The following is a 20,746-nucleotide window of genomic DNA, read 5'->3' on the forward strand; positions in this document are numbered from 1 at the left end:
CGCATGGGCTATGCTGTGCGGACTGTATTTTAGCGTGGTGGACCTGTCTTGACCGAGCTGAACGAGCCGACTGATATTGTACCTTCCGATCGTCTTCCGGTGACGATCGAGGAGGAGATGCGCTCCTCCTATCTGGCCTATGCGATGTCGGTGATCGTCTCGCGTGCCTTGCCGGATGTGCGTGACGGCCTGAAACCCGTCCATCGCCGCATCCTGTACGCGATGCGCGAGAGTGGGTTTACGTCTGATAAGCCTTACCGCAAGTCTGCGCGTGCGGTCGGTGACGTGATGGGTAAATACCATCCGCACGGTGACAGCTCGATTTACGATGCCATGGTTCGTATGGCGCAGCATTGGTCAATGCGCGTCAAGCTGATTGATGGACAGGGTAACTTCGGTTCGGTCGATGGCGATAGCCCGGCTGCCATGCGTTACACCGAAGCTCGTTTGGCCAAGTCTGCGTCGTTCCTGCTGGATGATATTGAGCGGGACACGGTTGATTTTCAGCCGAACTACGACGAGAGCGAGCACGAGCCTAAGGTTCTGCCAGCGACGTTCCCAAATCTTCTGGTGAATGGCGCTTCGGGTATCGCGGTCGGTATGGCCACGAACATCCCGACGCATAATCCTGGCGAAGTTATTGATGCCACGCTGGCGATGATTGCCAATCCGGCGATTGAGCTGGATGAGCTGATGCAGATCATCCCCGGCCCGGATTTCCCGACCGGCGGCATCATTATGGGCCGGAGTGGCATTCGCAAGGCGTTTGAGACAGGCCGTGGGTCCGTTCCGGTTCGTGCGCGTGCTGAGATCGAGGAGATCCGCAAGGATCGTCAGGCGATCGTCATCACCGAGATCCCGTATCAGGTGAACAAGGCAACCCTTCAGGAGAAGATTGCCGATCTCGTTCGTGCGAAGGAAATCGAAGGCATCTCGGATATCCGGGACGAAAGTGATCGTTCTGGAATGCGCGTTGTCATTGAGCTGAAGCGCGATGCGACGCCGGAAGTCGTGCTGAACCAGCTCTATCGCTTCACGCAGCTTCAGACGTCCTTCAGTGTCAATATGCTGGCGCTCGATGAGGGCAAGCCGCGCACGATGGGGCTGATGGACGTTCTGCAAGCGTTCATTCGTTTCCGCGAAGACGTCATTCTGCGTCGCGCACGCTTCGATCTGAACAAGGTTCGGGATCGCGGGCATCTGCTGGTTGGCCTTGTGCTGGCTGTTGCCAACATCGATGAAGTGATCGCACTGATCCGTTCTGCCCCGGATGCAGCAACGGCGCGTGAGCTGCTCATGGCACGCGAGTGGGATGCGAGCGAAGTTGTGCCGTTGCTGGAACTGATCCAAGACGAAGGCAATGTCATTTATGATGGCAAGGTTCGCCTCACAGAAGCGCAGGCTCGCGGTATTCTCGAACTGCGTTTGCAGCGTCTAACTGGTCTGGAACGTGAGAAGATCCAGGGTGAGCTGAGTGAAGTGGCGGCCAAGATTGCCGACCTGCTCGACATCATTGGCAGTCACAGTCGTCGCATGGATGTCATGCGCAATGAATTGCTGGCGGCTCGGGCTGAAATTGCCACCCCACGAATGTCGGAAATCTCCGATGCGCTGGGCGATCAGTCTGACGAAAGCCTGATTGAGCCGGGGCAGATGGTTGTGACCATCACGCGTGACGGTTTCATCAAGCGGACGCCGCTTGAGATGTTCCGTTCGCAGAACCGCGGTGGGCGTGGTCGTACGGCGTCTGGCCGTCGTGGCGATGACGTTATTATTCGCAGCTTCAATGCCCATACCCATCAGTGGGTGCTGTTCTTCTCTTCGGGCGGCAAGGCGTATCGCACCAAGGTCTGGCATCTGCCGGAAGCGTCTCCGACGTCCAAGGGGCGCGCGCTGGTCAACCTGCTTCCAGAGCTTGGTTCGGACGCTATTACAGCGGTGCTGCCGCTGCCGCAGGACGAGGAGCTGTGGGAAGATCTGCACCTCACCTTTGCGACGGCCAGCGGCAATGTTCGTCGTAACCGCCTGAACGACTTCCGGAATATCCGGGCGTCCGGTCTGATTGCGATGAAGCTGGATGAGGGCGATTCCCTCATTGGTGTGGCGACGTGTCGTGAAGGTCAGGACGTGTTCCTGGCCACGAAGAACGCGCGCTGTGTCCGCTTCCAGATCACCGATGATACACTGCGTGTGTTTGCCGGCCGTGGCAGCTCGGGCGTGCGTGGTATCCGCCTTGGTGATGGGGATGCGGTGATTTCACTGTGCATCCTCAACCATGTGGATGCCAGCGTTGAAGAGCGTGCGGCCTATCTGCGGATGGCCAATGCAAAACGTCGTGCCGAGAATGCTGCGTTGGCAGAAGGTGCTGAAGAAGAGGTGGTGTCCGGTGACGAAGACACTGTGGAGATCGCTGGCGATCTGACGCAGGAGCGCTTCGAGGAGCTGGAACAGCAGGAGGAAATTCTTCTGACTGTGACGGATGGCGGGTTTGGCCGTCGTTCCTCTGCCTATGATTATCGTGTGTCGGGCCGTGGCGGTCAGGGCATCACGAACATGACCTTCTCGGCCAATCGTCGTGGCAAGGAAGTGGTTGGGACGCTTCCGACTCTGGATGGCACGGATGTCATGCTCGTGACGGATACGGGTCGTCTGATCCGTCTGCCGGTGTCTCAGGTGCGTGTCATGGCACGTCAGGCCAGTGGTGTGACCCTATTCCGCCTGAATGACAGTGAGACAGTGATCTGTGTCTTCCCGGTTGTGGAAGATGATGGGGAAGAGGGCGACCTGATCGAAGGGGATGTCGTGGCAACGCCGGACGGTACAGCGCCTGTTGATGGCACTGTGACGGACGGTGAGGCTTCTGTGGGTGACGCAGCCCCTGATGCCTGAGTGGCAGACTGATCCGCGTGTCGGGTTTTATCCCGGCACGTTTGATCCGGTGACGTTCGGTCATCTGGATATTATCGACCGTGCGTCCTCTCTTTTTGACCGCCTGCTGGTTGGTGTGGCGGTCAATGAGGGGAAACAGCCGCTTTTGACGCTGGAAGAGCGTCTGGAGATGATGCGGCAAGAGGTCTCGAAATTGCCTCATGCTGACCGGATCAGGGTTTTGGGGTTTGATACCCTATTGGTCGATGCCGTACGTAAGGCTGGCGCAGGGACGGTTGTGCGCGGCCTTCGCTCTGCGGGCGACTTTGATTTTGAGAGCCAGCTTTCCGGTGCGTTGCGTCGTCTGGCGCCGGAAATTGAGACGGTCTTTCTGCTGTCTTCTGAAGGGCATCGCACGACGGCCAGTCGGATTGTGAAGGAAATTGCCCGTCTTGATGGCGATATTTCCTCCTTTGTCAGCGAAGATGTTGCAAGTCTCGTCTTGTCGAAACTGGGTCGAAGGGCGACATAGGAACCTTCATTGATTTCTGGAAGGTTCCAAGATGTCTGAGACCGCAGTACCCGACGGCAACAAGCTGGTTTTCGAACTCAAGAGCGGCAAGGTCGTCATTGAGCTGCGCCCTGATCTGGCGCCGCTGGCTGTGGAGCGTCTGAAGCTTCTGGCGAGCGAAGGTTTTTACGACGGTGTGAAGTTCCACCGTGTGATCGAAGGCTTCATGGCACAGGGCGGCGATCCGACTGGCACAGGCACCAGCGGTAGCAGCTACCCGGACCTGAAGGCCGAGTTCACGGACAAGGCAAAGTTCGAGCGTGGCACACTTGGCATGGCCCGTACGATGGCTCCGCACTCTGCAAACAGCCAGTTCTTCATCATGTTCCAGGATGTGCCGTCTCTGAACGGTCAGTACACGATCGCTGGCAAAGTTGTTGAAGGCATGGAGTATGTCGATCAGATCAAGCGTGGCGCTGGCTCGTCAGGCGTCGTTAAGGATCCGGACACCATCGTTAAGGCTTATGTAGAAGCCTGAAGCTGTTTGGGCTGTTCTGAGTGTCTTACGGGCCCCTCAGGCAGCTTGCTGCTTGTTCTCTGGTGTTCGCAGGACAGTCACTCCTGCGGCATCATGAGGGTAGGGCGAGCCGCATTGAGCGGTGTAGCGCTCTGAAAAGGCCTCGCGTTCGAGGCGTTCACAATAATCCAGATATTTGATCAGGGCTCGCTCGGCACGCGGAGTGCGGCCGTAAATGCGCTTGTAGTGCTTCCACAGGATCAAGGCGTTGACGGACCAGGCATCATAGACGTGTTCGTTCAGGCGTCTGCGAATGGATGCTGGAAGCTGGTCGAATGCATCCCACTCGTTCCCCTCAAAGCGTTGCCAGATTTCATGCCGTACAGTGCGATCGTTTAAGGCGGAGTGATTAGTCAGGTTGCTATTTTTGGAGCGCATACGGGGGGCTTTTTCAGGCTCTGAATCGGTAGTATTTAATACGTTATAACATAACTAAAAAAATTCTAGTGCTGTTTTCCGGCTGCTGGAGGTTGACCTCCATAGTGGTTGTGGGGTAGCCATCCGCTCGGATGAACCGGTAGCTCAGTTGGTAGAGCATTCGACTTTTAATCGAATGGTCCTGGGTTCGAGTCCCAGCCGGTTCACCATTTTCCTTTTAGATCAAATATGTTTGGAAAACTTCGCCTAGGGCGAAGCATATTTGATGATGGGCTCCGTTAGCCCTGCGCCATTAGCAAGCAACGCTTTCAAGCTAATGATTTCGTCCCAAGCCAATATGCGATGTCAGCCTCACGGCACGAAAGAAGCTTTGCCACGGAGTTGGTCCGCACAGCGTGGTTTCATTTTTTTCCGGATGCTGAGTGCTTTATCAAGATGCGTCAGATGGGCATCCATGATCTTTATGGCATCTTTTACCTTGTTTTTGCGGAGTGCGCTTACAAGTCGACGGTGGTTGTCGCAGGATTGCTGCGCGTCTGCCTTGGATTGATACAAGGTGGCGATCAGCACGATCCGGGTTGTCAGTTCTTCAAGAATGTTGGCCAGAATAGAATTCCCAAGCGCTGCGGCAAGGTGAACGTGGAAGTGGCCTAGAAGGTAGCTCCGACGACCCAGGTCATTCTCATCGATGGCACGCTGTTGCTCCAGGACATGTGCTTCGAGCTGCTTGATCATCTCTGCACTAATATTTTTCTGAGTCATGAGAAGACCGATTTCAACAGATCGGCGTGCTTCGATTGTTTCCCGGGCTTCTTCGACGGTAGGTTCAATAACGAACCAGCCTCTTCTCGGTGAGACTGCCACAATGCCTCGGCTACTGAGGCGCATCATTGCTTCTCGCACTAGTGTTCGCGAGACCCCGAAGATCTCGCCCAGGTCTTTTTCTCCCAGCCGCTCTCCTGGTGAAATCTCTTCAGAAAGAACGGCCTGTATGATTCTGTTCTCGATGACATTGCTGCTGGCTGGCTGCATCGATTTTTTCCGGTCTTCCATGGCAGCTTTTATGCGCCTCCTTTTTTAAGGGAACAAGCACAACAGAAGATCCGAAAAAGGAATATTCCGGCTTCGATTATTTTTAATGTGGAACAAGAACGGTTTGTATTCTATCTGGTATACAAGATTCGCCGACATGGTGAATTGCGACACATCCTGACTGCTTCACATCGCCGATCTGGAAATGCCCGATGTCCCTTGTTTCGCCCTGCCGCTCCCATTCTGCTCTCTCGTTGCGCGTCACGCTTCTGTCCACAGCTCTTCTGTCCTGTGCAGGAAGCGCGGATGCTGCTGTAGTGGCAGCGAAGCGGAGCTTGCATCCCATTGCCAAACATGGCTCTGGAACAGTACGGCATCGTACAGTTGATGCTTCCGCGGCGAGTAATGAGGTCGTTCACGTTAATGCCCGACGCGGTGTGACGGGTGCAGGCCAGCACGAGGCGCATTCTGAAACGGTACTGTCCCGTCAGGAGCTTCAGAACCGCAACGTCCGTCAGTTGACAGACATCGTTCGTGTTGCGCCAAATCTGACTATTCAGCCGTCTTTCGGAAGCTCTGCACTGAACTTTGCATTGCGCGGTGTCGGGCTGATGGATTTCACCCAAAACAACACCCCGTCTGTCATGCCGTATGTCGATGGTGTGGCCTATCCGGTGAGTATTATGACGTCGGGTATGCTGTTTGACATGGATGACATTTCTGTTGCGCCTGGTGCGTCCGGTTTCACGCATGGACAGTCCACCACCGGGGGGGAGATTAATTTCCATACCGGTGATCCTACCCCAGAGTTTCATGCGGGCCTGACGGAAGACATTGCCAGCTATGGTCGCAATCGGGTCGAGGGGTTTGTCTCCGGGCCAATTTCCAAGTCGGTTTCGTTCCGTTTGGCAGGGCAGTCCATGACGGGGGGCGGCTTCCAGCACAATTCGCAGGGCGAAGGGTACGGCAACTCCAATATCGGAGCTCTTCGCGGCAAGCTGCGCTGGAAAATCGACGCTACATCGACACTGGACATTGGTGGGCACTGGACGACGGACCAGTCCGAGACGTCTTCGGGGCATAATTTCTATAACAGCTACGGCGTTCCTGTGACGTCGGATATCATGCAGACCGAATGGGGACTTGATCCGCGGTTTGCGAAAATTATCGGTATCAACGGAGCCAATCAGAAGCCAAGGGAAGACAATATCTTCTGGGGAGCGAATGTCCGCTATACGAAGGACTTCAGCTGGGGCCGGTTATGGACGCTGAGTGCTTTTGAAGCTGTCGACGAGCATGAACTGACCAATCAGACGAACTCGGTCGCGTCCTATGGCAATATGTTCCGCAATAACCAGACGAATGTCTTCTCTCAAGAAGTTAAGCTTGAGTCCCGGGATCCGCATGCTCGCTTCCACTGGGAAGTCGGCATGTATTACAGCCGTGCACGGATGGCGCAGAATTTCTGGTATGATTCATCTGACCGCCCTGGGACGACACCGCTGAATGAGACGTCCTATCGTCAGAATCAGCAGAACTTCAATCAGTATGTTCAGCTTTCATATCGCATTCTGCCGAAGCTGACCCTGATCGGGGCGATCAGCCATGAGTCGGACGACCGGCAGATGCTGAATGTTGTCAGTGCTGATTACGACCTGAATACGGGTGCCAGAACGCATGTGCAGAACTTCGGCAATTCAGGGGCACTGACAAATCAGTTCGCTGGACGTGTCGGGGCACAATACCAGTTCAATCCCAGCGTGATGGGCTATGTCATGTTCTCGCGTGGCTTCAAGCCAGGGGGATTTTCGGCCAACATCACCCAGCAGGCCAGCCAGCTAAAGCCGTTCAAGGCCGAGCAGGTTCTGACGTATGAGGGTGGTTTCAAAACGATGCTGTTCAACCGGCGTCTGCGCTTCAATGCAGCCGGTTTCTATTATGATTATCGGGACCAGCAGTTGCTCGGGACCATCCTTGTGCCACCGTACGGTGTGCTGGGCGGCTACGTAAATGCACCGCGCTCCAACATTTATGGCGCTGAGTTCGATATGGAAGCACATCCGTTTCATGGGCTCGTGCTGACACAGAATTTTGGATACCAGAACGGCTCTTACTCGCAGTTCCAGAGTTTGAATCGCAGTGCCACAACCGCCCAGTTTGCCTCAACGGGTGTCTGGTCGCCTGTGAATACGAACTATAATGGCTACAACATGGGGCTGGCCAATCTGACTCTTTCAGGAGCGGCTACCTACACCTGGTCCATGTTCCATGACTACAAAATGACTTTTGACGTCGATTATAATTATCGCGGCGCACAGACGCAGCCGCAGCATATTGGAGATGGCGGGATCTACCGTGCTCCGGCCTATTTCCTTGTGAACTCGTTCCTGACGTTTGCGGCGCCGAAACAGCATTGGTCTGTATCGGTTTATGGGCAAAATCTTGCTGATCGCCGTTACTGGCTTTCTGGCGGGACGCAGGCCACTTTCTATGGTGTCATGCCGGGTCTGCCACGTTTCGTAGGCGCAAAAATGAACGTAACGTACTGAACGAATAGTCAGGACCTGAGCCGGAGCGCAGAACCTCTAGCCGGCGTCAGGTTTCCTGAAGGAACGACGGGAAGAAGGTCTGGATGACGAGCAATACGAGCCTTTCGAAGGATGCGAAACGCAGGTTTCGTCCAGGGATTTTCTCTCAGGTTGTGGTTGCAACTCTGATCGGGATTCTGGTTGGTCTGTTCGCCCCGCATGTGGCAGGGCAATTCCGATGGCTCACCGATCTGTTCCTTCGTCTGATTCTGATGGCGGTCGGCCCGCTGCTATTCTGCATTGTCGTGACGGGTATTACGGGTGCGGGATCGCTAGGTGCTGTGGGACGACTGGGGTTTCGGTCCCTGATTTATTTCGAGGGTATGACCACGCTCGTCCTGCTGCTGTCGGTTGGGGCAGCAATGCTTATTCGGCCCGGACAAGGACTGACTTTTACACCCAGCCCTGAGGATGCCCATATCGTGGCATCCTATGCTGCGAATGCTCACCTTCTGCACGGGCAGGGTTTTACCGGGTTCATCCTGAGTCTTGTCCCACGGTCTCCGGTTGCGGCTTTCGCCGAAGGGAACATTCTCCAGATTCTGTTTTTCGCTATTCTGACAGGATGTTGCCTGAGCCGGATTGGTGACGCTGGTGCACCTGTTACACGCCTGATTGAAAGTCTCTCGACGCTTTTTTCAAGAATGATGCGCCTGATTATCGCTCTGGCACCGCTAGGAGTTTTCGGGGCTGTTGCGACGACGGTAGCAGAGTACGGACTGGATGCCATCGGTCGGCTTGCGTCGTTCGTTGTGCTCTATTTCGCAGCTATTGCAGTTTTCATTGTTGTGCTTCTGGGTGGCTGCCTTTTGGCGTGCGGTGTTCATCCGTGGCGCTTTGCCCGTTATTTCCGTGAAGAGATCCTTATTGTCACGGCGACGACCAGCTCTGATTCAGTTCTGCCAAGCATCATGGCAAAGCTCGAAGCCATGGGCGTTTCCAGGCAGGTGGTCGGGTTGGTCGTTCCTGCCGGGTATTCGCTCAATCTGGATGCACTATCGATCTATCTCGGCTTTGCCATTGTGTTTCTGGCCGATGTGACTGGAACGCCTCTGACGCTGACGCAAATGCTCTCTATGTTGGCGACGGCACTGATTACGTCCAAGGGGGCTCATGGAGTTCCGGGGATTGCGATCGTCGTTCTGGCTGCCACGTTGGCTGCTGCTCCTTCCATTCCGCTCTCCAGTCTTGTGCTTCTTCTGGCAGTAGACTGGTTTATCGGAATTGCCCGGGCTGTTGGTAACCTGGCAAGAAACTGTGTTGCTCCTGTTGTTATGGCGGCGTGGACTGGGGCGCTGGATCGTGAGCAGGCCCGACATATTCTGGCTCCCCGTGCGAAAATTGAGCTTCCGTCATGAGCAGCATGACAAAGCTTTTGTATTATCCGGAAGCGTTGCTGTCTGAGCGTGTTCACGCGTGTCTGGTGGAAGCCGGAGCGCAGGATGCAGACGCCGAAGCCACGACCCGGGCCTTGCTTCATGCGTCTCGTATCGGGGTCGATAGTCATGGTGTTCGGCTGGTGGGCCATTATGTGCGGCTTCTGCGGTCTGGTGGTGTGAATTCTCTGCCTGTTCCTGTCTTCACCAGAACAGGGCCGGCAACTGGGCAATTGAATGCTGATGGCGGCCTGGCTCATTCTGCGGCCTATCGCGCCATGGATGAAGCCGTGGCGTTAGCTCGGGGTGCTGGAATTGGCGCGGTTGGAGTGCATCATTCCTCGCATTTCGGAGCAGCTGGCGCGTATGTCGTTGAGGCTGCAAGACAAGGAATGATCGGTTTGATCATGAGCAACTCTGACGCAGCCGTGTCCCTGTTCGGGGGCGCCAAGCCATTTCACGGAACAAACCCGATTGCGATGGCTGCCCCGACCAGTGGTTCTGATCCGTGGCTTATGGACATTGCGACGTCTTCAATTCCATTCAACCGCGTTAAGCTCTACCGCTCTCTTGGCTTGTCGTTACCATCAGGTGTGGCTGCGAGTGATGACGGACGACCCACACGGGATGCACAGTCAGCTGCGTTTCTTCAGCCACTCGGTGGGGAAGAGTTTGGTTTCAAGGGGGCTGCACTGGCTGGGCTTGTTACCATACTGGCAGGCGTTCTGACGGGGGCGGCACTGGACCCGGTTATGGTTGGCACTGATGAAGAGCAGAGCGACCGGAAGCGGCAGAACGTTGGTCACTTTGCAATCGCCATAGATCCAGCAAGGTTTATCGGCAAAGCGGCCTATGATCTTGCAATGGGCTCTTATCTCGATCTTTTGAGAGATGGCCCGTCCGTTAATTCGCATAACCCTGTTATGGCGCCGGGTGACCGGGAGTGGCAGGAAGCTCGAAAACGTGCCGAGATAGGGATTCCGGTTGATCCCGATACACAGCGAATTCTTGGCTTAATCTGAGAACATAACTTATTCCCGAAAAACAGTGATCGGCACGTCTTGGTTAGGACGTGCCGTTTTTTTTGGGGCGGAGAGGAGGCAGTTAAACCAAACTACACCCCTTCCCATGTCATCAGTTTGCGCCCGTGCTGCTTTTTTCCTGGTCCACTTGTCCTTTTGGTGGAGAAGGGGGCGAGATTGTGAGAAGGAGACACCATGGTTGCGCTCACTCCTTCTCAGAAAACGGCTCTCGATGAAATCATCAAGGCGCATGCTGAAAAGCGGCCTACGCATTTACTGACGGGGTATGCCGGGAGCGGTAAGACGACCCTGATGCAGGAAGTGGCCAGGCATTTCCTTCGTTTGAATGTTGTGACCGTGATTACGGCGCCGACACACAAGGCCACGGCTGTACTGCGAAGCAAGGTGGACAAGACCGTCGAGTGCCGGACCATCCAGAGCCATTTGAGCCTTCAGCCGTTATCTCAGGGGGGTAAAACCACTCTTGTCCGCGCGAAGCGCCCGCAAACCATTCCGGATGGCGTGGTGATTGTGGATGAGTGTTCCATGATTTCGCGTGAGCTGATGGGGTGGATCCGGGATCTGCTCAAATACTGCTTCGTGCTGTTTGTAGGTGATCCAGCGCAGCTCCCGCCGGTGGGGGAAGACGCTTCGCCGTCTTTTTCTGTTCCATCGACATCGCATCTTGAGACAGTGGTTCGGCAGGCTGCGGGGAATCCCATTCTGGAGGCTGCTACGATCATCAGGCAGAGTCAGGGTGGCGATGTGGACTGGAGCTGGGTTCAGGACGCCCGGAAAGGCTCCTCCGGGTTATTCGTTCCCAAGGATGTGGAAAGCTGGGTTCGCAAGGCCTTCACGTCTGATGCATTTGACGCGGACAATGATAGTTTTCGTTACCTGTGCTGGACGAATGACCGGGTTCATCAAGTGAACCAGATGGTTCGACAATGGCGGTATGGGGAGACAATTGATCGTCCCTTTATGCCCGGGGAACGTGCCGTCGCGCGCGCGCCTTTTAGTCGACAGAACGAAGACAAGAGCCGACAGCAGATTGCGACCAATGAAGAAGTTCTGGTCATGGATATTCAGGCGTCTCGTTTGTCGTACCGTTTTGAAGCCTGTGGATCTCTGGCGGCATGGATAACGGATTTACCAGCGTGGGAACTGACTGTGCTTACGCTGGCAGGAGAAGAAATTACCGCGCATCTGGTGCAGGATCCGCGGGATCTTCAGAATGTGGACCGTCGGCTGGTTCAGGAAGCCAAACAGGAGCGCAAACGCTGGCAGCAGCGGTTTGCGTTTCAGAGTGCGCTGCTTAATTTGCAGGCCATTTATGCCATGACGGTGCATACGTCTCAGGGCAGTACGTTCCGGAATGTTTTTGTGGATCTGGGTGACATCCGACGTCGGGCAGGAGGAAACCCTCTTGAGACCCAGCAGCTTTGTTATGTAGCCCTGACCCGCGCGAAGGATATGGTCTTTCTCGTCAATACTGGCTCTGCGAACTGAAGACTGACGGTTGATTTACTGAGATTTCCGTTGGTGAGCTCGAACGAAACAAGGAATAGGGCGATGCGGGTAAAAGTTGGTCTGGCTCTGGCACTTCTGATGGCTCTGGCTGCTTGCGGGCCGGATTATGGTGGACAGGGTTCACGCCAATATCGGGGAGATGGGTTCGGTAATACGGGTTCAGGTCGGAGCAGTTATGGATATCAAGGTGGCCCAACCTGAGAAGCGTTTGCTGGCCTGAGCGTCAGGCCAGCGCGTCCTGCACCAGTTTTTCCTGCTGCGCCGCATGTGCACCAGGAAGACCGGTTGCAGGAGAGGCAGCACTTTCACGGCCCACATAATCAGGGCGCTGTACCTTGTGACCGCACTCCCGAAGAGCGCGCTCGATCCGACGATCAACAAAAATCCAGGCACCATTATTCTGGGGCTCTTCCTGGCACCAGACAATCTGTTCAGCATCCGGATAAAGCTCCAGTTGCTGGATCAGGGCGTGATGAGGGAACGGATAGAGCTGCTCCAGCCGGATGATGGCCACGTCCGCGCAGGACTTCCGCGCCCGCTCGGCAGTCAGGTCATAGAAGACCTTACCGGAACACAGGATAATTTTTCTGGGGTTGGTAATGGTTTGCGGGTCTGCCAGGACTGGCTGGAAACGCGTGTGCGGCCCCATCTCAGCAAGCGCAGAAACGGCTTCCTTATGGCGAAGCAAAGACTTGGGCGTGAAGATGATCAGCGGCTTGCGGCAGCGGCGCGCAATCTGGCGGCGCAGAGCATGGAAATAATTGGCCGGGCTTGTGATGTTGCAGACGCGCAGATTGTTTTCTGCACACAACTGAAGAATGCGCTCTGGTCGCGCGGATGAATGTTCAGGCCCGCCACCTTCATACCCATGAGGGAGAAGGAGCGTCAGGCTGGATGTGCGAAGCCACTTGGTTTCCCCTGAGGCGATGAACTGATCCAGAATGACCTGTGCGCCGTTGGCGAAGTCTCCAAACTGGGCTTCCCAGAGTACCAGTGTGTCCGGGTCACCGAGGGAATAGCCGTATTCGAAGCCTAGCACCCCGAACTCGGAGAGGGGGGAATTCCAGAGGTGCAGTGGGGCCTGATGGGGGGCGATATGGGCGAGGAGCGTTTCTTCCCGTCCCGTTTCCTGATCAAACAGCACAGCATGACGCTGGCTGAAGGTGCCGCGTCGGCTATCCTGACCTGACAGGCGCACAGGATGCCCGTCCATTGATAGGGTGCCAAACGCAAGGGCTTCGGCTGTTGCCCAATCGAGAGGGCCACCGTCCGCGACGCCCTTACCGCGGGCGATAATCTGCCGTGCAAGGCGGGGGTGAACGTTCAGGCCTTCTGGAATAGTGCCGATGGCCTCTCCGATCATGCGCAGACGTTCCATCGGAACGCCGGTCATGGGTTGGATGCGTTCGGGTTCATCCTGGAGGCGGGTGGAATCCTGCGGTCCGTCCAGCCAGTCAGTTGCGTTTGGCCGGTAATGCTCGGAGGCTGCGAATTGCTCTTCCAGTCTTCTTTGGAAGTGCTGCCACATTTCCTCAACCTGATCCGACGTCAGAATGCCTTTACGGATCAGGGCATCGGCATAGAGGCGACGCGTCGTGGGGCGGGACTGGATGGCATGGACCATGGCAGGCTGGGTGAAGGCGGGTTCGTCGGTTTCATTGTGGCCATGGCGACGGTAGCAAACGACATCCAGTACGACGTCTGCGTGAAAATCGCGGCGCCATTCATGTGCCAGCAAGGCTGCCCGCGCGACCGCGTCCGGGTCATCGCCATTGACATGCAGGATGGGGGCCTGAACGGATTTGGCGATGTCCGTGTTGTAGACACCGGAATGAGCGTCGGATTGAACGGTCGTGAAGCCGATCTGATTGTTGATGATGACGTGGACGGTTCCGCCTGTGCGGTAGCCTTCAAGTTTGGAAAGGCCCAGCGTTTCATAAACAACGCCCTGCCCGGCGAACGCAGCGTCTCCATGGACAAGAATACCAAGATGGCGATCGCGGTTCTTGTCTTTTTCACGATCCTGATCAGCGCGGACGCGACCGAGAACAACAGGGTCTACGGCTTCAAGATGAGACGGGTTTGGCAGGAGGGAAATACGCAAGGTGTGGCCTGCGTGTTCCATCGTGGTGGCGGTGCCGAGATGGTATTTGACGTCCCCAGACCCTTGGATGTCATCTGGCTTGAAGGATGCACCAGAAAATTCGCTGAAAATTGCCGCGAAGGGCTTCCGCAGGATATTGGCCATAACGTTCAGTCGGCCGCGATGTGGCATACCCAGCGATACAGATTTTGCCCCATCGCGTGCAGCGGCATCGATCAGGGTCCGGAGGGCGACAATAACGCTCTCTCCACCTTCCAGACCAAAGCGGCGCATTCCCATGAAGCGCTTTTGACAAAACCCTTCAAAGCCCTCTGCACGGGTCAGGGCCAGAAGAATGCGTTCCGGCTCCATCGCTGGCGTCGAGGATGACGTCTCAAGCCGGTCAATCCACCATTGTCTCTGCTGTGGGTCCTGAATGTGCATGAATTCGGCACTTAAGGTGCCCGAATAGGCGCGGCGCAGGCGAGCAAGCAGATCACGGTCTGCGTCGGGTGGGCTAAGCTCAGGGATGTGCGGCGTTGGTGCGAGACCGAGTGGATCCAGGCGTGCAAAAGCGTGGCCGCGCAGACGATAGGCGTTTTTCAGGGCCTCAGCGCTACTGTCCGACGTGTCAGTTGTCGGACGTTCAGCACCAAGGGTTTCGAACAGGGCGGCGAAAGCTGGGTCCACGGACGCAGGATCGATCTGCCAGCGGGCATGAAGCTCAGCCAGATAGACAGTGTTTGCGCCGTTGATGGCATCGCGGTCGTCGCGGTGATCGCCCATGAAAAATCAGTCTCCAGTCACAGGGGCGCGAACTCTAGCCCATCAGAGCAGGTGGGGAAACGCATTTGGATAATGCATTCCGTGTCAGTCTCTAGATGGGGTGAAGAACCGCTTCATGGAAGTGATTCGTCTGTCGAGGGTACGTTTTGCCACAGGAGTTTCTGTCACATCAAAGGCATGGAAGGCCCCGGGGACGATCTCCAGTTCCACGGAGACCCCGCTTCGGATCAGTCGTTGGGCGTAGAGCAGGTCTTCTTCGAGAAACAGATCCAATGAGCCGATCATCATAATGACAGGAGGTAGCCCAGAAAGATCGCTGGCGCGGGAGGGCGCGGCATAGGGAGAAATATCGTCAGCGCCGGGCAGGGAGGGTGCGAGAAGAATTCCCCAGGCGTAAGTGTTACTGGCGCGCGTCCAGACGAATTCGCCTGCGACGGGAGAGGGGTTTGCCTCGTTGTCGATCGTTCGGTCATCCAGCATCGGATAAATCAGGTTCTGAAAGAGAATGGCTGGCCCATTGCGGTCTCTGGCCAGCAGGCAGACAGCCGCCGCAAGATTCCCGCCTGCGCTTTCTCCGGTAACGGCGATCTGATCGCGGCGGATACTCAGGGCGTCAGCGTTGTCATGAATCCAGCAGAGCGTCGCGTAGGCATCTTTAATGCCACCAGGAAAAGGTGTTTCTGGTGTGAGGCGGTAATCCGGGGAGATGACAAGGCAGTTAAGATCCTGGGCGAAGCGGCAGAGCTCGGCAGTGTTCTGTTCGGGGCGTCCAGCGCAGTGACCTCCACCATGGAAGTGCAGCAAAACCGGACGTGGCGTGGAGCTTGTCTCTTTAGGTTGAACGGCCAGAAGGCGGATAGTTCTGTCGCCCTCAGGGGGGACAGGGATGTGACGTTGTTCAACAGTAACCTGAAAATCTTCAGCTTTCTGAAATGCTTGCGCGGCGCGGTTCTCAAGGGCGTTTCTCAGGTCCGGAAGTGTTTCTGGTGTCAGGTCAGTGGCAGGAAACTGGTTTAGGGTCGGAAGGAGTTCCGGAAGGACAAGTCGCGCTGTATTCATGAGAGCATTCCTGAAAAATGGGAAACCTGATCTTTTGGTGGCTTCAACGTCTGCCTGAAGGGGAGGTTTGAGGCATCATGTTTTAAGGTAGAGCGAAGTTTGCCATAAAATTGCCGCAACTTTTGAGCGACACGCAGCGTCATACAGGCAGTGCCTTCTGGCAGTTTCTGGAAATTGCGAAGGACATGTCGAGGAGTTCAGCTCATGCGTGCTCTGCTTGTCTGTCTATTTTTGACTGTCACGACCCTTATGACTCCGGATGCTTCGGCTCAGGGTCTGGAAAGTGGTATGCTGTCCGTACGGATGAGACTTGCTGAAGATGCAGGGATGTCTGGTGTGGATCGGCGGTTGATTGTTTGTCGGATCAATCCGCGCCTGTTGCATACGGTCTGGGTTCCGAACGTGAAAGAACCGCGTCAGCCGCAGGTTTGCACGGGCGGTGCTAACCGGCTTGGAGCTGGATATGTCCGCTATCTGTCAACCAGCCGCGTTTCAAAGGCGCAGAAGCCACTTCGCGGGTAAGTTTCTTTCGTGAGAGTTGGTGTTGGCGTTTGTGGAATAGGTCTTGCCGGGTCGTTGGGGCAGGGCTAGCCTCGGCCACTATGTCCAACATTTCTCTCGATTATGATGCTCTGGCGCATACGCCGATTGCGGAGAAGCCTTTCCCGCATGTGGTTGTGCCGCATTTCATCAGCAATGATGATCTTCAGTCCATTGTGGCTGATCTGCCGGACATGCAGTCCGGCGGATCTTTTCCGCCGGAGGCGCTGGAGCTTACACCTCGTGTGAATAGCATGATCGAGGAATTGCAGGGTCCTTTGCTCAAGGACCTGATTGCGGAGAAGTTTGGCCTGGACTTGGCGGATGCACCGACCATGCTGACGGTTCGTGGTCGGACGCGTGAAAAAGACGGGCGCATTCACCGGGATTCCGAAGCCAAGCTGGTTACCGTGTTGCTGTATCTTAACCCGCGAGACGAAGACTGGTCTTCGCGGGATGGGTGTTTGCGTCTGTTGAATGGCCCGGATGATGTCGAGGACTATGACGTCGAAGTCACGCCGGCTGAGGGAACGCTGCTGGTGTTCCCTAATGGTCCGACAACGTGGCACGGACATCGGCAGTTTATCGGGACGCGGTATGCGATCCAGCTCAATTATATGGCAACGGGCCGGAAGGCTCGGTACGAACTGGGGCGGCATCGTCTTTCGGCGCTGGTCAAGCGCCTGCCTTTCGTAGGCTGATTTTTTTACAAGGGAACGGAAAACATCATGGGTTATCGGGTTGCGGTTGCGGGCGCCACGGGAGCGGTGGGGCGCGAGCTGCTGCGGATTTTGGCAGAGCGTAATTTCCCTGTGGACGAGGTCGTGGCACTCGCGTCGCCGCGCTCTGTCGGACGGGAAATTTCCTTTGGCGACAAGGCAGTGCTGAAGGTTCAAAACCTTGAGACGTTTGATTTCAAGGGGTGGGATCTGGCGCTGTTTTCGCCGGGCGGAGAAGTATCGGCGATTTATGCGCCGAAGGCTGCCGCTGCGGGTTGTGTCGTGATCGACAACACGTCCCATTTCCGTATGGAGCCTGGTATTCCTCTGGTGGTGCCAGAGGTGAATGCGTCTGCGCTGAAAAAGGCGCGTCGCGGAATCATCGCCAACCCGAACTGCTCAACGGCGCAGATGCTTGTCGCGCTGAAGCCACTGCATGATCTGTTCAAGATCAAGCGGATTGTCGTCTCGACCTATCAGGCCGTTTCCGGTGCGGGCAAAGACGGAATGGACGAACTGTTTGGGCAGACCAAGGGCACCTTCGTGAACGACCCGCCGACGGTGGCTCAGTTTACCAAGCAGATCGCGTTTAACGTCATTCCGCACATTGATCGTTTCATGGAAGATGGAGCGACCAAGGAAGAGTGGAAAATGGCGGTTGAAACCCGCAAGATTCTGGATCCGGACATTCAGGTTCTGGCGACCTGTGTCCGTGTTCCGGTTTTTATCGGCCATTCCGAAGCGATCAGCATTGAGTGCGAGAAGCCGATTGACCTGAAGAAAGCTCGTGAGGCTCTGCGCAAGGCTCCTGGCGTCATTCTGCGCGATGTACGCGAAGACGGCGGCTATGTGACGCCGATTGAATGTGTCGGGGAGGATGCAACGTATGTGTCTCGCCTGCGCATTGATCCGACAGTCGAGAATGGTCTGGCACTTTGGTGCGTCTCGGACAATCTTCGCAAGGGTGCAGCACTGAATGCCGTGCAGATTGCGGAAAGCCTGGTTGAACAGGGTCTTTTGAAGAATGGAGCCTTGTTTCCTGTAAAGGAATAAGGGAGTTTTCTGAAGTTCTGGCGCGTCTGAAGGGAAACTTTCAGACGCCTTTTTTATGTCGAGATGAAAAGGGTCATTCGTGACTGTTCCCCGCACAGAAACGGTTCTTGAAGCCAATCAGACTATTGAACTTCTGCCTTTGAATTCGCTTCTGGGACGGCTGTTGGACTCTCAGAAAGAGGCCTTAGAGCGGGTCGGAGAGGCACTCCCGTCCATTGAAGCCGCAGTTGAGGCGAGTGTGCCCCGTCTTCAGGCTGGCGGTCGGTTGATTTATGCTGGGGCTGGAACGTCTGGTCGTATTGGGGTTCAGGATGGGGTGGAACTGACACCAACGTTTGGACTGCCCCCTGAGCGGCTGGTTTTGCTACTGGCTGGTGGCGCCGGTGCAGGGACGCAGGCTGTCGAAGGTGCAGAAGACAGGGAAGATCAGGCGCGCGTTGATCTTGGAGCATACGGGCCCACGCCGAATGACGTGGTCATTGGTGTCGCGGCGAGTGGCAATACGCCCTACACCTGTGCTGTTGTTGAAGCCGGGCGTGAGGTCGGGGCTTTGACAATTGGGGTAAGTGGAAACGCGCATTCACGTCTTTTACGCAGTGCTGAAATCGGGATCAGTATTCCGACGGGCGCTGAAGTTTTGGCTGGCTCCACGCGGATGGCAGCAGGGACGGCCCAGAAGGTTGCGCTTAACCTGTTTTCTACCGCTTTGATGACGCGCCTTGGGCATGTCTATCGCGGGCGTATGGTCGATATGCGAATTAGCAATGACAAGTTGCAGTTGCGTGCCGAGCGCATGGTGTTCGAATTGGCTGGGGGAACGGACGAGGAAGTTCGTGATGCGTTGCGGTTGGTTGGCGGTAATGTAAAGCGGGCAGTTCTTGTGAGAAAGGGGGTGTCTGTCGAGAAGATTGAGACGCTTCTTCAGGCGCATAACGGCAATCTGCATACGGTCCTGGCTTCTCTCTGAAGGTAAAAACCTGATGTCTTTCGAGAATATGCAGTGGGCCATTGGTCTCATGAGTGGCACGTCTCTTGATGGGGTGGATGCAGCTCTGGTACAGACGGATGGGGAGCGAATTGCTCAGTATGGGCCAGCCGTGACGGTTCCCTACGACCCTACTTTGCGGGCTCGGCTGCGCCATTTGCTGGATCATGCTGCACATCTGGCAGAAGATGATCCGGATATTCTGGCTGCCGAACGGGACGTGACGCTACGGCATGTGGATGCTGTTCGGGAGCTTATGACGCTGGCTCCAGATATTCGCCCTGATATCATTGGCTTTCATGGGCAAACTGTCCTGCATCAGCCGGAAAAAGGGCGAAGCTGGCAGATTGGTGATGGAGCGCTTCTTCAGGCGGAGTGTGGCGTCCCGGTTGTTTATGATTTCCGTGCACGGGATCTGGAATGTGGTGGTGAAGGCGCGCCATTGGTGCCCGTTCTGCATGCCGCACTTTTGGAAAGCGAGACGCAGTCTGTCGCTGTTCTGAATATTGGTGGCGTGGCAAATGTCACCTTGCTCGGGCCGAACACAGAGGGGCAGCGTCAGGTCTGGGCGTGCGATACCGGACCGGGAAATGCTCTTCTGGACGACTGGGCGGAGCGCCATACTGGCGTTGCGTGTGACGTCGATGGTGCGTTAGCGAGAAAAGGAAAGGTAGATCGAGCTGTTTTAGAAAACTTGCTGGCAATGCCGTATTTTCAGCGTGAAATGCCAAAGTCATTGGACCGTTTGAGCTTTCATGCTTCTGCCATGCAGGCCGTTGAAACGCTTTCTGCCGAAGACGGCGCTGCGACACTGCTGGAGTTTACGGTTGAAGCGATTGCTCGAACACCCATGCCAGTCAAACCCGCTAAGTGGTTTGTCGCTGGAGGGGGACGCCACAATCCGGTTTTGATGGAGCGTTTGCGCTCACGTTTGGGATGTCTGGGGTCCGTCGATGATCTTGGGTGGGACGGAGACGCACTGGAGGCCCAGTGCTTTGCACTTCTCGCCGTCCGTTATGTACGTAATCTTCCTTCGTCGTGGCCACAGACGACTGGGACGGAAAAGCCTTGTGTGGCAGGCCGGTCAGCACGCTGAGCGGTCTGCCTGTCTGCTCGGATTTTAGACTGATGCAAGTTCCGGCCAGCCCGTTTCCGGACGGTCCAGATGCTTCAGCAGTTCATGATCCGGGGTGTTCGTAAGATCTTTTGTCAGGCTTTTGAAAAGCTTCTTGGACGTTGGCTTGTCCAGGCTTTCACGGATGTCGTGAAGAGACTGTGCCGGAGCTATAAGAAGGATTCCCTCAACATTGCTGTCCTGTGCAGCCTTGTTGATGTGAGCCGCCAGATCTTTCGCGAAGTGCGTCTTGAGCTGCTCCTTCGGGCTTGTATGAGCAGCCTTGAGCGAACCTACATCCTTGGCTGCGTCTGAGCCCTTATGGATATCGAAGTTTTCGATGGTTCTGAGCTGTGAGCCTTCCAGACGAAGGAAACGGGCTTTTTCACCATCAGCGACGACGTAGATGACGGGGTCTTGGGTTGCCATTGTATCAGATCCTTTCCCGATCAATCAGATTGGTCAGGACCTAAACGTGGGCGGAGCGCTGGGGTTGCCCTTCCAGAAGGGCTTACTTCGATTCTT

Annotated in this window: 18 protein-coding genes and 1 tRNA gene; 14 read left to right on the forward strand and 5 right to left on the reverse strand. The window is 55.8% G+C overall.

Annotated features, from left to right (window positions below):
• The first annotated feature begins 48 nt into the window (after positions 1–48).
• From gyrA to M2305_RS07270, 3 genes are read left to right on the forward strand one after another with little or no spacing between them, the layout of a single operon-like run.
• Entirely contained in the window at positions 49–2,889 is a 2,841-nt protein-coding gene (gene gyrA, locus M2305_RS07260; RefSeq protein ID WP_264648985.1) for a DNA gyrase subunit A, read from the forward strand.
• Entirely contained in the window at positions 2,882–3,400 is a 519-nt protein-coding gene (gene coaD / locus M2305_RS07265) for a pantetheine-phosphate adenylyltransferase (RefSeq protein ID WP_264649948.1), read from the forward strand. The genes gyrA and coaD overlap by 8 nt, the downstream gene beginning before the upstream one ends.
• 31 nt (positions 3,401–3,431) lie before the next feature.
• Entirely contained in the window at positions 3,432–3,917 is a 486-nt protein-coding gene (locus tag M2305_RS07270; protein ID WP_099211491.1) for a peptidylprolyl isomerase, read from the forward strand.
• 36 nt (positions 3,918–3,953) lie between these two features.
• On the opposite strand, the gene M2305_RS07275 is transcribed toward M2305_RS07270, so the two are convergent.
• Complete coding sequence (locus tag M2305_RS07275) at positions 3,954–4,334, reverse strand: DUF6525 family protein (protein ID WP_264648986.1); 381 nt, start codon at positions 4,332–4,334, stop codon at positions 3,954–3,956.
• Positions 4,335–4,467: 133 nt separating this feature from the next.
• Here M2305_RS07275 and M2305_RS07280 point away from each other — a divergent pair.
• A tRNA-Lys gene (locus tag M2305_RS07280) sits at positions 4,468–4,543 on the forward strand.
• Positions 4,544–4,685: 142 nt separating this feature from the next.
• Here the strand turns inward: M2305_RS07280 and M2305_RS07285 are convergent.
• The gene (locus tag M2305_RS07285) at positions 4,686–5,366 is read right to left on the reverse strand and encodes a GntR family transcriptional regulator (RefSeq protein ID WP_264648987.1); all 681 of its coding nucleotides are present in this window, start codon (positions 5,364–5,366) and stop codon (positions 4,686–4,688) included.
• Between the two features lie 212 nt (positions 5,367–5,578).
• Here M2305_RS07285 and M2305_RS07290 point away from each other — a divergent pair, with 212 nt between their 5' ends.
• The 5 genes from M2305_RS07290 (at position 5,579) to M2305_RS07310 (ending at position 12,083) form a co-directional block, all read left to right on the forward strand.
• A complete protein-coding gene (locus tag M2305_RS07290; protein WP_264648988.1) occupies positions 5,579–7,915 on the forward strand; it encodes a TonB-dependent receptor in 2,337 nt (778 codons plus the stop codon).
• A gap of 83 nt (positions 7,916–7,998) precedes the next feature.
• The gene (locus M2305_RS07295) at positions 7,999–9,312 is read left to right on the forward strand and encodes a cation:dicarboxylate symporter family transporter (RefSeq protein ID WP_264648989.1); all 1,314 of its coding nucleotides are present in this window, start codon (positions 7,999–8,001) and stop codon (positions 9,310–9,312) included.
• Positions 9,309–10,352 (forward strand): Ldh family oxidoreductase, encoded by a 1,044-nt coding sequence (locus tag M2305_RS07300; protein WP_264648990.1) that lies wholly within the window; start codon positions 9,309–9,311, stop codon positions 10,350–10,352. The genes M2305_RS07295 and M2305_RS07300 overlap by 4 nt, the downstream gene beginning before the upstream one ends.
• A 195-nt stretch (positions 10,353–10,547) precedes the next feature.
• On the forward strand, positions 10,548–11,861 hold the full coding sequence (locus tag M2305_RS07305) for an ATP-dependent DNA helicase (protein WP_264648991.1): 1,314 nt from the start codon (positions 10,548–10,550) through the stop codon (positions 11,859–11,861).
• A 63-nt stretch (positions 11,862–11,924) separates the two neighbouring features.
• On the forward strand, positions 11,925–12,083 hold the full coding sequence (locus tag M2305_RS07310; RefSeq protein ID WP_264648992.1) for a hypothetical protein: 159 nt from the start codon (positions 11,925–11,927) through the stop codon (positions 12,081–12,083).
• 22 nt (positions 12,084–12,105) lie between these two features.
• On the opposite strand, the gene M2305_RS07315 is transcribed toward M2305_RS07310, so the two are convergent.
• Together M2305_RS07315 and M2305_RS07320 are read right to left on the reverse strand one after the other, a co-directional pair.
• The gene (locus tag M2305_RS07315; RefSeq protein WP_264648993.1) at positions 12,106–14,751 is read right to left on the reverse strand and encodes a 2-oxoglutarate dehydrogenase E1 component; all 2,646 of its coding nucleotides are present in this window, start codon (positions 14,749–14,751) and stop codon (positions 12,106–12,108) included.
• An 84-nt stretch (positions 14,752–14,835) separates the two neighbouring features.
• Positions 14,836–15,810: an alpha/beta hydrolase gene (locus tag M2305_RS07320; protein ID WP_264648994.1), complete on the reverse strand. Its 975-nt coding sequence runs from the start codon at positions 15,808–15,810 to the stop codon at positions 14,836–14,838.
• A 204-nt stretch (positions 15,811–16,014) separates the two neighbouring features.
• Here M2305_RS07320 and M2305_RS07325 point away from each other — a divergent pair, with 204 nt between their 5' ends.
• The 5 genes from M2305_RS07325 (at position 16,015) to M2305_RS07345 (ending at position 20,203) form a co-directional block, all read left to right on the forward strand.
• Entirely contained in the window at positions 16,015–16,332 is a 318-nt protein-coding gene (locus M2305_RS07325; RefSeq protein ID WP_249202804.1) for a hypothetical protein, read from the forward strand.
• An 80-nt stretch (positions 16,333–16,412) separates the two neighbouring features.
• Complete coding sequence (locus M2305_RS07330; protein ID WP_264648995.1) at positions 16,413–17,051, forward strand: 2OG-Fe(II) oxygenase family protein; 639 nt, start codon at positions 16,413–16,415, stop codon at positions 17,049–17,051.
• Positions 17,052–17,078: 27 nt separating this feature from the next.
• Positions 17,079–18,122, forward strand: a complete 1,044-nt coding sequence (locus M2305_RS07335; protein WP_064275290.1) for an aspartate-semialdehyde dehydrogenase — start codon at positions 17,079–17,081, stop codon at positions 18,120–18,122.
• A gap of 79 nt (positions 18,123–18,201) precedes the next feature.
• Positions 18,202–19,089, forward strand: coding sequence for an N-acetylmuramic acid 6-phosphate etherase (locus M2305_RS07340; RefSeq protein WP_264648996.1), 888 nt, complete (start codon positions 18,202–18,204; stop codon positions 19,087–19,089).
• 13 nt (positions 19,090–19,102) lie between these two features.
• Positions 19,103–20,203, forward strand: coding sequence for an anhydro-N-acetylmuramic acid kinase (locus M2305_RS07345; protein WP_408871463.1), 1,101 nt, complete (start codon positions 19,103–19,105; stop codon positions 20,201–20,203).
• 24 nt (positions 20,204–20,227) lie between these two features.
• On the opposite strand, the gene M2305_RS07350 is transcribed toward M2305_RS07345, so the two are convergent.
• Complete coding sequence (locus tag M2305_RS07350; RefSeq protein ID WP_046900557.1) at positions 20,228–20,650, reverse strand: host attachment protein; 423 nt, start codon at positions 20,648–20,650, stop codon at positions 20,228–20,230.
• Positions 20,651–20,746: the final 96 nt, after the last annotated feature.

This window comes from Gluconobacter cerinus (assembly GCF_025961355.1).
GTDB lineage: Bacteria > Pseudomonadota > Alphaproteobacteria > Acetobacterales > Acetobacteraceae > Gluconobacter > Gluconobacter cerinus.

What these genes read in the sequence shown, in the direction of transcription:
- coaD (WP_264649948.1), top strand. Translation starts at nt 2,882, where the DNA reads ATGCCTGAGTGGCAGACTGATCCGCGTGTCGGGTTTTATCCCGGCACG.
- M2305_RS07270 (WP_099211491.1), top strand. Translation starts at nt 3,432, where the DNA reads ATGTCTGAGACCGCAGTACCCGACGGCAACAAGCTGGTTTTCGAACTC.
- M2305_RS07275 (WP_264648986.1), bottom strand. Translation starts at nt 4,334, where the DNA reads ATGCGCTCCAAAAATAGCAACCTGACTAATCACTCCGCCTTAAACGAT.
- M2305_RS07285 (WP_264648987.1), bottom strand. Translation starts at nt 5,366, where the DNA reads ATGCAGCCAGCCAGCAGCAATGTCATCGAGAACAGAATCATACAGGCC.
- M2305_RS07290 (WP_264648988.1), top strand. Translation starts at nt 5,579, where the DNA reads ATGTCCCTTGTTTCGCCCTGCCGCTCCCATTCTGCTCTCTCGTTGCGC.
- M2305_RS07295 (WP_264648989.1), top strand. Translation starts at nt 7,999, where the DNA reads ATGACGAGCAATACGAGCCTTTCGAAGGATGCGAAACGCAGGTTTCGT.
- M2305_RS07300 (WP_264648990.1), top strand. Translation starts at nt 9,309, where the DNA reads ATGAGCAGCATGACAAAGCTTTTGTATTATCCGGAAGCGTTGCTGTCT.
- M2305_RS07305 (WP_264648991.1), top strand. Translation starts at nt 10,548, where the DNA reads ATGGTTGCGCTCACTCCTTCTCAGAAAACGGCTCTCGATGAAATCATC.
- M2305_RS07310 (WP_264648992.1), top strand. Translation starts at nt 11,925, where the DNA reads ATGCGGGTAAAAGTTGGTCTGGCTCTGGCACTTCTGATGGCTCTGGCT.
- M2305_RS07315 (WP_264648993.1), bottom strand. Translation starts at nt 14,751, where the DNA reads ATGGGCGATCACCGCGACGACCGCGATGCCATCAACGGCGCAAACACT.
- M2305_RS07320 (WP_264648994.1), bottom strand. Translation starts at nt 15,810, where the DNA reads ATGAATACAGCGCGACTTGTCCTTCCGGAACTCCTTCCGACCCTAAAC.
- M2305_RS07325 (WP_249202804.1), top strand. Translation starts at nt 16,015, where the DNA reads ATGCGTGCTCTGCTTGTCTGTCTATTTTTGACTGTCACGACCCTTATG.
- M2305_RS07330 (WP_264648995.1), top strand. Translation starts at nt 16,413, where the DNA reads ATGTCCAACATTTCTCTCGATTATGATGCTCTGGCGCATACGCCGATT.
- M2305_RS07335 (WP_064275290.1), top strand. Translation starts at nt 17,079, where the DNA reads ATGGGTTATCGGGTTGCGGTTGCGGGCGCCACGGGAGCGGTGGGGCGC.
- M2305_RS07345 (WP_408871463.1), top strand. Translation starts at nt 19,103, where the DNA reads ATGTCTTTCGAGAATATGCAGTGGGCCATTGGTCTCATGAGTGGCACG.
- M2305_RS07350 (WP_046900557.1), bottom strand. Translation starts at nt 20,650, where the DNA reads ATGGCAACCCAAGACCCCGTCATCTACGTCGTCGCTGATGGTGAAAAA.